We start from the raw sequence: 12,023 nt of genomic DNA on the forward strand, positions 1-12,023 counted from the left end.
GCGCGGGTAATCTGCCGCTTAGCGTTGTGATTCGTTCCCGATTTCCGATCAACCCTCGTAGCGCGAATGCTGCCGTGGCTCCTTTGCGCCTGAAAGCCTTGCCTCCTCTCGCCGGCGCAGTCACCGGGCTTTCTGCTGGCGCGGTCATGGCGATTATCTTGCCGGGCGGGTTGGGGCCCGCGCTGGGGCTGCTTGCCTCCGGCGCCGGCGTTATGGTCGCGATGCGGACGTTCGAGCGCCGCGGCCTTGCTCGGCACGAGCAGGCTCTGGCCGGGCTCGGCGAGGTCAAGGTCAGGCTGGCCACCAACGCCATCCGCTTGGACGCGCTTTCGCAGCGTGTCGAGCAGATGCCCATGCGGGATGCCGATGCCGCGCCGGCTCGTGCCGCAATCCATGAACTCACCGCCGAGGTTGGACTGCTCGGCGATTTGATCCATCAGGTTGCCACGACGCTCGCCGACCACGAGACGGTTCTGGCGCGGCTGCCCGAGCCGGCGTCTGCGGCGCCGGCGCTCCCCGCTCCCGCTATTCCCGAAGTGGTTCTCGATCCGGAAGCGGTGCGCCGCGCCCGCGCCGAGCAGCAGGCAGCGGAGCGTGCCGCCGCGGCCAAGGCGGCGCAGGAAGCGGCCGAGGCCGAGCGCGCCGCGCTCATCGGCCGGGCGCTCAGCGAAGGGCGCATCGAGGTCCATCTTCAGCCGATCGTGTCGCTGCCGCAGCGCCGCACACAGGGCTACGAAGCGCTGGCGCGGCTGCGGCTCGACGAGAACACCCTGCTCCTCCCCCACGAATTCCTCGACACCATCGAAACCCGTGGCTTCGGGCCGACACTCGACGCGCTTGTGCTGACACGCGCCCTGGCGATTGCCCGCCATCTCGCCTCGAAGGATGGCGGTATCTTCGTCTCCTGCAATTTCAGCGCAGCAACCTGGGGTTCGTCACGCGCCTTGGCCGCACTGACGCGCATTCTCGACAAATATCGCGAGCACACCGGGCACCTCGTCATCGAGATGCCTCAGACGGTCTTCCGGAACCTCGATCCGACGAGCCTCGGCCTGCTCGGCGCGATGTCGGCGAACGGCGTGCGGTTCGCGCTCGATCATGTCGTCGATCTGCGGCTTGACCCTCGCGCCTTGTTCGACCGGGGCATGCGCTTCATCAAGGCGCCGGCGACGCTGCTGCGGGATCATGCCGAAGGCAAGGTCGTCAGCGATATCGCGGCAGGCGATCTGGCGGCGATGTTGGGTAGGGCGTCGATCACTCTCGTCGCCGAGCATGTCGAGGACAACCCGCTGGCAGCCGATATGATCGAGCTTGGCGTCACGATGGGGCAGGGCCAGGCGTTCTCCCCGCCGCGCCCGGTGAAGCCGGAAGTCTTTGCGGAACCGGAGGCGGCTCCTGCGCCGCCCGCTGCTCCCGCCGTCCCGGCTGCGCAGGTGCGCCCGCCCGGAGCTGCCAATGATGCCGCGCGCCCGGTCCTGGCTCACGGCGCGTCTGCCAGCCCCGCCGCCGCTGCGCCGGATGGCCGCCCCGAACGGTTGCCGTTCCGCTCGGTGCTGCGCCGCGCCAGCGCCTGACGCGCGAAGCGACGCAACATCCGGTTCCGCTGCCGGCGAATCCCGTCTAGACCTGCTGCGGCGAGGCATGGATGCCTCCTCTAGCGCCGGAGATCGAGACAGTGTCGCCATTGGGGATCGCATCCACCATCCCGCTTTCGGGCTTCTCCGAGGTCGCGGACCGTTTCGATCTCTGCCTCTGCGATGTCTGGGGCGTGGTCCATAACGGCGTCGCGGCCTATCGCGACGCCCTGGTGGCTCTGATGCGCATGCGCGAACGCGGGATCAGTGTCGTCCTGGTGACCAATGCGCCGCGCCCGGGCGGGGTCATCATCGACCAGCTCGACGGTTTCGGCGTCCCGCGCGAAGCCTGGGACGCGATCGTCACCTCCGGCGATGTGTGCCGGTCGCTGATCCACGCACGCGCCGGCGAGCCGATGTTCCGGCTCGGGCCCGACCGGGATTTGCCGCTGATCGCCGGTCTTGATGTCCGCGAAACCAGCCCTGCCGAAGCCGCCTATGTGCTCTGCACCGGGCTGTTCGACGACGAGAACGACACGGCGGCGACCTATGCCGACCTGCTGGCCGGCTTCGCCGCACGCGGGTTGCCGCTGATCTGCGCCAATCCCGATCTCGTCGTCGAGCGCGGTGGCCGCATCATTCCCTGCGCAGGTGCGGTCGCGCTTGCCTATGAGGAGATCGGCGGGCGGGTGATTTATGCCGGCAAGCCGCATAGGCCGATCTATGAGGCGGCTCTGGCTGCGGCCGAGGAAAAGCGCGGCGAGGCGATTGCCCGAGACAGGATCTGCGCCGTAGGCGACGCCATCCGCACCGATATCGCCGGCGCCTCGGGCTTCGGCGCTGCCGGCATCATGGTGCTGGCCGGCATCCATGCACAGGATTTGATGGAGGCGTCATGGGAGGAGCGTCACGGCTGGTTCGGCCAGCAGGCGCACCGGCCGGCCTATGCCATGCCGCATCTGGTCTGGTGAGGGCGATCTCGCTCTCTACTGTCGCATCTGATTTCTCCGAAAAGTGGATGCCACTTTTCGGCCGGATGCGTCAGGCGGCGAGGCAGACCGCCTCGATCTTGGTCTTCAACGTTTGCGCGTTGAACGGCTTCACGATGTAATTGCTGACGCCGGCCTTCTTGGCCGCGATGACGTTCTCTGTCTTCGACTCAGCTGTGACGATGATGAAGGGCGTCTCGGAGAGCGTCGTCTCCTCCCGCACCTTCTGCAGCAGCTCGAAGCCGCTCATCGGCTCCATGTTCCAGTCGGAGATCACGAGGCCGTATTTCTTGTCGCGCATCTTCGCGATCGCGGCCGAGCCGTCCGAGGCGTCGTCGACATTCTCGAAGCCGAGCTGTTTCAGCAGGTTGCGGATGATGCGGATCATCGTTTGGTAGTCGTCGACCACGAGGATCGGCATGGACGGATCGAGAGCCATTGCGATGCTCCAGGCAGGGCAGTTGCGGCGTCGGAACATACCGACACCGCGCCGCCCGTTAGAGGCGGTCTCCACTCGCATCCGGTGATACCGACGGCGTGTTGCGAAGCGGTTAATCCGATCGCCAAGTGACCGTGGGGCAGGTGGTGCTCCGCACCAAAGTTCAATTGCCGTTATATTGCAGTTGCGAGATGATTAACCCGGTCGAGCACAGGGGCTGGGGTGCGCCTGCAAGCGACGAGAGATCAATGACTGTTCAGCCGATGCCCGGCACGCTTTACACCGTTCATGCCTTCGAGGATCTGGCGATCGGCCAGTCCGAGAGCCTGATGCGGACTGTGATGGAGCGCGATGTCGCGCTCTTTGCCGAGCTTTCGGGCGACGCCAACCCCATCCATCTCTGCGACCAGTTCGCGGCCGGCACCAAGTTTGGTCAGCGCATCGCTCATGGCATGCTGACGGCGAGCCTGGTTTCGGCGCTGCTCGGCACGCGGCTGCCCGGCCCCGGTGCCGTCTATCTCTCGCAGACGCTGACCTTCCTGGCCCCGGTCAAGATCGGCGATGTCGTCATGGCGCGCGTCGAGGTCGTCGAACTCGTCGCCGAGCGCCGCCGGGCGCGCTTCTTCTGCGAGTGCCTCGTCGACGGCAAGGCGGTGATGGAGGGCGAGGCCTGGGTGGCGATGCCGCCGAAGCCCAAATCCTGAGAGGTTTGGGGCAGGGCGGCCTTGACGCCTCACCGGCCTTCGCCGCAAAGACGACCATCGCCCGGCTTTCGCGGGCAGAGGGACGTTCCTCATCGATGTCTTCCCCAGCCGATGCGCCGTCGCGCTCCGAGCCGGCGGCCGTGGTCCTCGACCTCGACAAGCCCATTCCGGATGGCCTGCGCGGCGCCGTGCTCGCGCTTGGCAATTTCGACGGGGTCCACCGGGGGCATGCCGAACTCGCCCGGGTGGCGGGCGCCATGGCGCGCGATCTCGGTACGGTGCCGGCCGCCTTCACCTTCGAGCCGCATCCGCGCAGCGTCTTCCGCCCCGAGGAACCCGTCTTCCGGCTGACACCGCCACAGATCAAGCTCGAATTGCTGGCCGATGCCGGCCTTGCTCAGGTCTTCGTCCTGCCCTTCGACCGCGAGATCGCGGCGATCACGGCCGAGCATTTCATCGACGATCTGCTAGTCGGGCGGCTGGGCGCCACCGGCCTCGTCTGCGGCTATGACTTCCATTTCGGCAAGGGGCGGACCGGCTCGCCCGAGATGCTGCAGGCTCACTGCCTGACGGCCGGCGTCCCGGTTCGCGTGGTGCCGCCCTTCGCCTGGCATGGCGAGGCGGTGTCGTCGACGCTGATCCGCACGGCGCTTGAAGAGGGCGATGTCGCCCGCGCCGCCGAATTCCTTGGGCGGCCCTGGTTCGTGCACGGGCTCATTGCCCATGGCGACAAGCGTGGCCGCGACCTCGGCTATCCCACCGCCAATATGCAGCTCGCCCGCGACTGCAAGCTGCGCCACGGCATCTATGCGGTACGGATGCGCATCGACGGCGTCTGGCGCGACGGCGTCGCGAGCTTCGGCCGCCGCCCGACCTTCGACGACGGCGCGCCGCGGCTGGAGACCTTCGTCTTCGACTTTTCCGGTGACCTGTACGGCAAGCGCGTCGACGTGGCCTTTGTCGACTGGCTGCGCGGCGAGGAAAAATTCGGTTCGCTCGAGGCCCTGATCGTGCAGATGGACGCCGACAGCGCCCGTGCCCGCGACATTCTGGCCAGGACCCCTGCTTTCGACGCGCCGCCCTTCCTTCCGTGAGCCGTGCCTGCTAGAAGCCCTCCATGCCCGCTCAACGCGCCATGCTGATCGATCTTTCCCGGCGAATTACGGGCCCGGCTGCCGCCTCGCGCTAGACTTAGCGCGGGCGCTTGCGCAGTCCGGGTTGAAGACCGCTTTTCCCGTTTCATGAGTGGACGCCCGGGGCCCGCCGAATGGCCCGCCGTCCCGACTGTCCGAGCCGGAAGATGACCGACAAGACCAACAACGCCAAGGCCGCCCAGACCGCAGGTGACGGCGTCGACTATTCGCAGACGCTGTTCCTGCCCCAGACCGAGTTCCCGATGCGCGCGGGCCTGCCGCAGCGCGAGCCGGAGCTGCTCGCCCGCTGGGCCAGGATCGACCTCTACCGCAAGCTGCGCGAAGCGGGGCAGGGGCGGGACAGGTTCGTGCTCCACGACGGGCCGCCCTATGCCAACGGCAACATCCATATCGGCCACGCGCTGAACAAGGTGCTGAAGGACCTCGTCACGCGCTCGCAGCAGATGCTCGGCTACGATTCCAACTATGTGCCGGGCTGGGACTGCCACGGCCTGCCGATCGAATGGAAGATCGAGGAGCAGTACCGCGCCAAGGGCCTGAACAAGGACGATGTCCCGGTCGTCGAGTTCCGCAAGGAATGCCGCGCCTTCGCCGAGCACTGGGTCGACGTCCAGCGCAACGAGTTCAAGCGCCTCGGCGTCGAGGGCGACTGGGCCCATCCCTATCTGACGATGGCCTATCCCGCGGAGGCGCAGATCGCCCGCGAGATCATGAAGTTCGCGGAGACCGGCCAGCTCTATCGCGGCTCCAAGCCCGTGATGTGGTCGGTGGTCGAGAAGACCGCTCTGGCCGAGGCCGAGGTCGAGTACGAGGAGCACACGAGCGACACGATCTACGTGCCGTTCCCGGTGCTGAATGCGCCGGCCAAGCTTGCTGGCGCCGCGATCGTCATCTGGACGACGACGCCCTGGACGATCCCGGGCAACCGCGCGATCTCCTTCCATAACAAGATCGCCTATGGCCTTTACCGCGTCACCGCGGCGCCCGAGAACAACTGGGCCAAGGTCGGCGCGACCTACATCCTCGCCAAGAACCTCGCCGAAAGCGTCTTCAAAGCCGCCAAGGTCGAAGCCTTCGAGCTGGTCGCCGATGTTCCGGCCGATGAGCTTGCGGCGCTCACCGCAGCCCACCCGCTGCGCGGCCACGGCTACGACTTCGATGTGCCCCTCCTCGACGGCGATCACGTCACCGACGATGCCGGTACCGGCTTCGTCCACACCGCGCCGAGCCATGGCCGCGAGGACTTCGACATCTGGATGGCGAATGGCCGCCAGCTCACCGGGCGCGGCATCGAGACCCGCATCCCCTATACCGTCGATGCCGATGGCCGCTTCACCAAGGAAGCGCCGGGTTTCGAGGGCGCGCAGGTCATCACGGACAAGGGCGACAAGGGTAACGCCAACGACGTCGTCATCAAGGCGCTGGTCGAGGCCGGCAACATCATCGCGCGCGGTCGCCTGAAGCACCAGTACCCGCATAGCTGGCGCTCGAAGAAGCCGGTGATCTTCCGCAACACGCCGCAATGGTTCATCGCCATGGACAAGCCGATCGGGGAGGCGCCTTCGCCGACCGGCATCGGCGAGATCGCGCCGACGCTTGGCGGCAATACCGATACGCTGCGCAACCGCGCTTTGCGGGCGATCAAGGAAACCGAGTGGGTGCCCGCCGCCGGCGAGAACCGCATCAACGGCATGATCGCCAACCGGCCTGACTGGGTCGTGTCGCGCCAGCGCGCCTGGGGCGTGCCGATCACTGTCTTCGTCGAGAAGGAGACCAAGGAGGTCCTCGTCGACGCCAAGGTCAACGCCGCCATCGCCCAGGCCTTCGAGGCGGAGGGCGCCGATGCCTGGTTCTCCGACACGGACGGTGCCCGCTTCCTCAAGCCCTTCGGCTACGAGCCGGCGAAGTACGAGCGCGTCACCGACGTGCTCGACGTCTGGTTCGACTCAGGGTCCACCCATGCTTTCACCCTGGAGAAGCGGGCCGATCTGCGTGCACGCCGCAAGGATGAGGGCGGCAATGACCGCGTCATGTATCTCGAAGGTTCCGACCAGCATCGCGGCTGGTTCCATTCGAGCCTGCTGGAAAGCTGCGGCACCCGCGGCCGGGCGCCCTATGACATCGTCCTCACCCATGGCTTCTGCCTGGACGAGAAGGGCGAGAAGATGTCGAAATCGAAGGGCAACGTCACGGCCCCGCAGGACATCATCAAGGATTCCGGCGCCGACATCCTGCGCCTGTGGGTCGCGGCTGCCGATTATTCCGACGATCTGCGCATCGGCAAGGAGATCCTGAAGACCTTCGTCGAGACCTACCGCAAGCTACGCAACACCATGCGCTGGATGCTCGGCACGCTCGCCCATTTCAGCGAGGAAATCCGCGTCTCGGAGCCGCAGACCATGCCGGAGCTGGAGCGGCTGATGCTTCATCGCCTCGCCGAGCTTGGGCCGCAGGTCGAGGAGGCCTATCGCACCTACGACTACAAGAAGGTCGTGTTCCTGCTCTCGCAGTTCATGAACACCGAGCTCTCGGCCTTCTATTTCGACGTGCGCAAGGACGCGCTGTATTGCGATCCGACGTCGAGCCATGTCCGCCGCAGCGCGCTGACGGCGGTCGACCATCTCTTCCGCTGCCTGACGACCTGGCTCGCGCCGATCCTGGTCTTCACGGCCGAAGAGGCCTGGCTCGAACGCTATCCCACGGAGAAGGCGGGCGAAGGCTCGGTGCATCTCGAACGCTTCGCCGAGGCGCCTGCGAGTTGGCTCGATCCCGAGCTGGCGGAGCGCTGGGGCAAGATCCGCCGTGTGCGCCGCGTCGTCACCGGCGCGCTCGAGCTGGAGCGTGCCGCCAAGCGGATCGGCTCCTCGCTCGAGGCTGCACCGCAGGTCTTCGTTTCCGATGCCGATCTCTATGCAGCACTCTCGGGCGTCGATCTCGCCGAGATCAGCATTACCTCCGATATCCGCATCACGAACGGGGAGGGGCCGGCCGAGGCTTTCCGCCTCGCCGAGATTCCCGGCGTCGCGGTGGTGTCGCATCGCGCTGCCGGCATCAAATGCGCGCGGTCCTGGAAGTATTTCGACCCCAAGACGGCCGACGCCGCCTATCCGGAGGTAACGCCGCGCGATGCCAAGGCGCTGAAGGAGCTGGGGGTGTCCGCCTGATGACGCCTGCCCGCCGCCTCGGCCTCGTCACGGTCCTGATCGTCTTCGTCTCGGATCAGCTCCTGAAATGCTGGATGCTCTACGGCGTCGGGCTGGCCGAGAACGGCCCGTTCGATCTCGCGCCCTTCCTGACGATCGTGCTCGCCTGGAACCGGGGCATTTCCTATGGCCTGTTCCAGCAGGGCACCGATCTCGGGCGCTGGTTCCTCGTCGTCATCTCCTTCGTCGCGGCGGTCTGGCTCTGGCGCTGGATGTGGCGCAGCGAGGGCGCGCTGACGGTGCTGAGCCTTGCGCTGATCATCGGCGGCGCGCTCGGCAACGGCGTCGATCGCGCCGTCTACGGCGCGGTGGTGGACTTCGTTCACTTCCATTGGGGTAGCTTCAGCTGGTACATCTTCAACATCGCCGATGTCGCGATCGTTGTCGGTGTGGCCGGGCTCCTGTATGAGTCCTTCCGACCGGCTGGGGAAAAGACAGCTGAGTGACGGTCTCGCCATCCTTTCGCCGCTCGTCCATGCTTGAGGCGAGTGCGAGATTGTCCAAAGGGAGATTTGATATGGCGCAACGCATCCGCGTGTCGCATCTGCTGCTCGCCGGCGGGCTCGTGCTGGCGGCCCAGCCTGCCTTCGCGCAGGAGGGCATGCTGTTCAAGAACCTGCTCGAAGGCACCTTCGGCGGCAAGGGGGCCGGCGACGACATCGATTATCGCGAGCGTGCGCCGCTGGTCGTGCCGCCGAATTCGGCGCTGCCGCGCCCGCAGGATCCGGCGAGCGCTCGCAGTGCCGCCTGGCCGAATGATCCCGATGTGCAGCGCCGCAAGGACGAGGCCAATCGTCCGCCCTATGCGCTCTCCGAGAGAGCGCGCAACAACCCTGTCCTGTCGCAGGAAGAGCTGCGCCGCGGCCGCACGTCCCGTGTGGAACAGGCGCCGACGATCATCGAGGAACACAGTAACTACAACAACCAGATCCAGCCGATCCGCATCGGCCGCGACCTCGCTTCCCGCCGCAACCAGGCGGCCGAAGAGTCTCTGGCCTATGGCACCGAGCCGCAGCGCCGCCTGCTGACCGAGCCGCCGACCGGCTATCGCCGCCCGGCTGACACGGCCGCGATGGGCCCGGGTCGCGGCGGCCCGGTCGAGGACAAGCAGGCTGTCGGCCAGCGCGAATTCGTGACCGGCCAGGGACCGGTGATGCTGGTCAGGCCTGACTAGGCTTGATCTGCAAGATCGGCTGAGGCGAGCCTCTTGCCGAAGCGGGACAAGCTGACCAAGTTCTCTTCCGGGGCGGGCGCATCGTGCCCGCCCTTTGTGTCTCAGCAGGAGATCGCGTCAGGTGAACATCCATGCGCGCCAGCCCGGTCTGGCTGAGCCCGTCGAAGCCTTCCGGCTCGATAATGGCCTCGACGTCGTCGTCGTGAAGGACCATCGGGCGCCGGTCGTCACCCATATGGTCTGGTATCGCAATGGTTCCGCCGACGATCCGGCCGGCAAATCGGGCATCGCGCATTTCCTCGAGCATCTGATGTTCAAGGGCACCGAACGCTGGCCCGCCGGCGAGTTCTCGAAGATCGTCGCAGGCTTCGGCGGACAGGAGAACGCCTTCACCTCCTACGACTACACCGCCTATTTCCAGCGCGTGCCGAAGGAGCATCTGCGCGCGATGATGGATTACGAGGCCGACCGGATGACCGGCCTCTCCTTCGACGAGAGCGTGGTCGGACCCGAGCGCGACGTGGTGCTGGAGGAGCGGCGCATGCGCGTCGATTCCGATCCGGCTGCCCAGCTCGGCGAGGAATTCTCCGCTTCGCTGTTCTTCCACCATCCCTATGGCACGCCGATCATCGGCTGGGAGCATGAGATCGAGCGTCTGAATCGCGACGACGCCTTCGCCTACTATCAGCGCTTCTACACGCCCGAGAACGCGATCCTCGTCGTGGCCGGCGATACCGATGCCGCCGAGGTGCGGCGTCTCGCCAATGAGAGCTACGGCAAGATCGCGGCCCGCGGCGCGGCGCCTGTCCGCAGCCGCCCGAGCGAGCCCGAGCCGCGCGCCTCGCGCCGGGTTGCGCTGAACGACCCGCGCGTGCAGCAGCCTTCGCTGCGCCGGGGGTGGCTGACCCCGACCTACACGACTGGAGAGCGCGAAGAGGTTCTGGCGCTCGAACTCGTCGCCGAGATCCTCGGCGGCGGGACGACCTCGCGGCTCTATCGCAAGCTCTGCGTCGAGGACGAGCTCGCGGCTGGCGCCAGCGCCTATTTCATGGGTTCGATGGTGGACCGCGCCGCCTTCCAGCTTTCCGCCAGCCCGCGCCCCGGTGTCGAGATGGCGGCGATGGAGGCGGGGCTCGATGCCGCGCTTGCCAGCTTCCTGGCCGACGGGCCAAGCGAGCTGGAGCTGGCGCGCGCCCGCACGCGGCTCGTCGCCGAGACGGTGTTCGCCCGCGACAACCAGGCTTCGCTGGCGCGCATCTTCGGCTCGGCGCTGGCGGTCGGCGAGACGGTCGAGGACGTGCTCGCCTGGCCGCAGCGCATCGAGGCCGTCAGCCGCGATGCGGTGGTCGAAGCGGCGCGCCGCTATCTGAAGCCTGGTCGCAGCGTCACCGGCCTGCTGCTGCCCGCCTGATCCTTGCCGTCTCACCGAACGGGCGGACGCCAGGCTCCGCCGACAGGAAGCGACATGAACGCGCCGATTCCGACACCCGACCTCAACACGGCCGGCCCCGCCCTTGCGGTCCAGAGCGTCCGCTCGCCGGGCGGCATCGAGGCCTGGCTCGTCGAGGAGCACAGCCTGCCGCTGATCGCGGTCGATTTCGCCTTCGACGGCGGCGCCAGCCGCGACCCGGAAAACGCGGCCGGCAGCGCCTATCTGATCTCGGGCCTGCTCGATGAAGGTGCCGGCGATCTCGACGCCGAGGCCTTTCAGGGCCGGCTGGCCGATCATGCGATCAGCCTCGGTTTCGAGGCCCGCCGCGACGATTTCCACGGACATGTCCAGACCTTGTCGAGTCATCGCGACACCGCCTTCGACCTGCTGGCGCTGGCGCTGAACCAGCCGCGCTTCGATGCCGATGCGGTCGGCCGTGTCCAGGCCCAGATCATCGCCGGGCTGCAGCGCCAGGCGAAGAACCCCGAAGTCATGTGCCGCAACGCGCTTTTCGCCGCGGCCTTCCCCGGCCATGCCTATGGCCGGCCCGAGAAGGGCGATGTCGACAGCGTCTCGAAACTGGCGGCTCCGGCGCTGAAGGCGTTGACGCCGGCATTGCTCGATCGCGGCGGGCTCAAGGTTGTCGTGGTCGGCGACATCACCGCGGCCGAACTCGCCGGGCGCCTTGATCTGCTGTTCGGGGCGCTGCCACAGGGCGTGTCCCGTCCGCGCCCGCCTCAGCCGCTGCCGATTCGGGGGCTGGGCCAGACCCATGTCATCGATCTCGACGTCCCGCAGACCGTGCTTCGCTTCGTCCGGCCGGGGCTGATGTGGCATGATCCGGACTTCATCCCAGCAAGTGTGCTGAACCACATCCTCGGCGGCTCGGCCTTCACTTCGCGCCTGTTCATGGAAGTGCGCGAGAAGCGCGGCCTTGCCTATGGCGTATCCTCCAGCCTGATGCCGCTGCGGGAGAGCGCCATGCTCGTTGGCGGCACCGCCACCCGCAACGACCGCGCCGCCGAATCGATGAAGGTGATCCGCGAGGAGATGCTGAAGCTCGCCCATGATGGGCCGAGCGAGCACGAGGTCGAGGAAGCGAAGCGCTACATCATCGGCTCCTACCCGCTGCGCTTCGACACCTCGCCGAAGATCGCCGGGGAATTGCTGGCTCTCGCGCTGCGCGGCGACACACCTGATTTCCTCGCCCGCCGCAACGGTCTCTTCGCGGCTGTGACGCTCGATGACGTCAAGCGCGTTGCCCATCGCCTCTTCGGCAACCCCGACCTGCTCGTTCAGGCGGTTGGCAAGCCGGTCGGGCTGGTCTGAAATAGCCTTCGTCTCCTCGTCGATA

Annotated in this window: 10 protein-coding genes; 9 read left to right on the top strand and 1 reads right to left on the bottom strand. The window is 67.0% G+C overall.

Annotated elements, in window-relative coordinates; all coding sequences use genetic code 11:
* Nucleotides 1–146: 146 nt before the first annotated feature.
* Nucleotides 147–1,574 (top strand): EAL domain-containing protein, encoded by a 1,428-nt coding sequence (locus tag AC1DEZ_RS20030; RefSeq protein ID WP_441510845.1) that lies wholly within the window; start codon nt 147–149, stop codon nt 1,572–1,574.
* A 71-nt stretch (nt 1,575–1,645) separates the two neighbouring features.
* Nucleotides 1,646–2,545 carry a TIGR01459 family HAD-type hydrolase gene (locus AC1DEZ_RS20035; protein ID WP_441510846.1) on the top strand — a complete coding sequence of 300 codons (900 nt, stop codon included), beginning with the start codon at nt 1,646–1,648 and terminating at the stop codon, nt 2,543–2,545.
* Nucleotides 2,546–2,615: 70 nt separating this feature from the next.
* On the opposite strand, the gene AC1DEZ_RS20040 is transcribed toward AC1DEZ_RS20035, so the two are convergent.
* Nucleotides 2,616–3,002 carry a response regulator gene (locus tag AC1DEZ_RS20040; protein WP_441510847.1) on the bottom strand — a complete coding sequence of 129 codons (387 nt, stop codon included), beginning with the start codon at nt 3,000–3,002 and terminating at the stop codon, nt 2,616–2,618.
* A 248-nt stretch (nt 3,003–3,250) separates the two neighbouring features.
* On the opposite strand from AC1DEZ_RS20040, the gene AC1DEZ_RS20045 reads away from it, so the two are divergent.
* The 7 genes from AC1DEZ_RS20045 to AC1DEZ_RS20075 all read left to right on the top strand — a co-directional run bounded on the left by AC1DEZ_RS20045 (nt 3,251) and on the right by AC1DEZ_RS20075 (nt 11,998).
* Nucleotides 3,251–3,706, top strand: coding sequence for a MaoC family dehydratase (locus AC1DEZ_RS20045; RefSeq protein ID WP_441510848.1), 456 nt, complete (start codon nt 3,251–3,253; stop codon nt 3,704–3,706).
* Nucleotides 3,707–3,801: 95 nt separating this feature from the next.
* Nucleotides 3,802–4,800 (top strand): bifunctional riboflavin kinase/FAD synthetase, encoded by a 999-nt coding sequence (locus AC1DEZ_RS20050; RefSeq protein ID WP_441510849.1) that lies wholly within the window; start codon nt 3,802–3,804, stop codon nt 4,798–4,800.
* Between the two features lie 206 nt (nt 4,801–5,006).
* Nucleotides 5,007–8,024 (top strand): isoleucine--tRNA ligase, encoded by a 3,018-nt coding sequence (gene ileS / locus AC1DEZ_RS20055; RefSeq protein WP_441510850.1) that lies wholly within the window; start codon nt 5,007–5,009, stop codon nt 8,022–8,024.
* On the top strand, nt 8,024–8,509 hold the full coding sequence (lspA, locus tag AC1DEZ_RS20060; RefSeq protein ID WP_441510851.1) for a signal peptidase II: 486 nt from the start codon (nt 8,024–8,026) through the stop codon (nt 8,507–8,509). The genes ileS and lspA overlap by 1 nt, the downstream gene beginning before the upstream one ends.
* A 71-nt stretch (nt 8,510–8,580) precedes the next feature.
* Complete coding sequence (locus AC1DEZ_RS20065) at nt 8,581–9,237, top strand: hypothetical protein (RefSeq protein ID WP_441510852.1); 657 nt, start codon at nt 8,581–8,583, stop codon at nt 9,235–9,237.
* 121 nt (nt 9,238–9,358) lie between these two features.
* Complete coding sequence (locus AC1DEZ_RS20070; protein WP_441510853.1) at nt 9,359–10,648, top strand: M16 family metallopeptidase; 1,290 nt, start codon at nt 9,359–9,361, stop codon at nt 10,646–10,648.
* 54 nt (nt 10,649–10,702) lie between these two features.
* A complete protein-coding gene (locus AC1DEZ_RS20075) occupies nt 10,703–11,998 on the top strand; it encodes a M16 family metallopeptidase (RefSeq protein WP_476780557.1) in 1,296 nt (431 codons plus the stop codon).
* The last annotated feature ends 25 nt before the right edge of the window (nt 11,999–12,023 follow it).

It is taken from the genome of Allobosea sp. 10L422 (genome assembly GCF_056395345.1).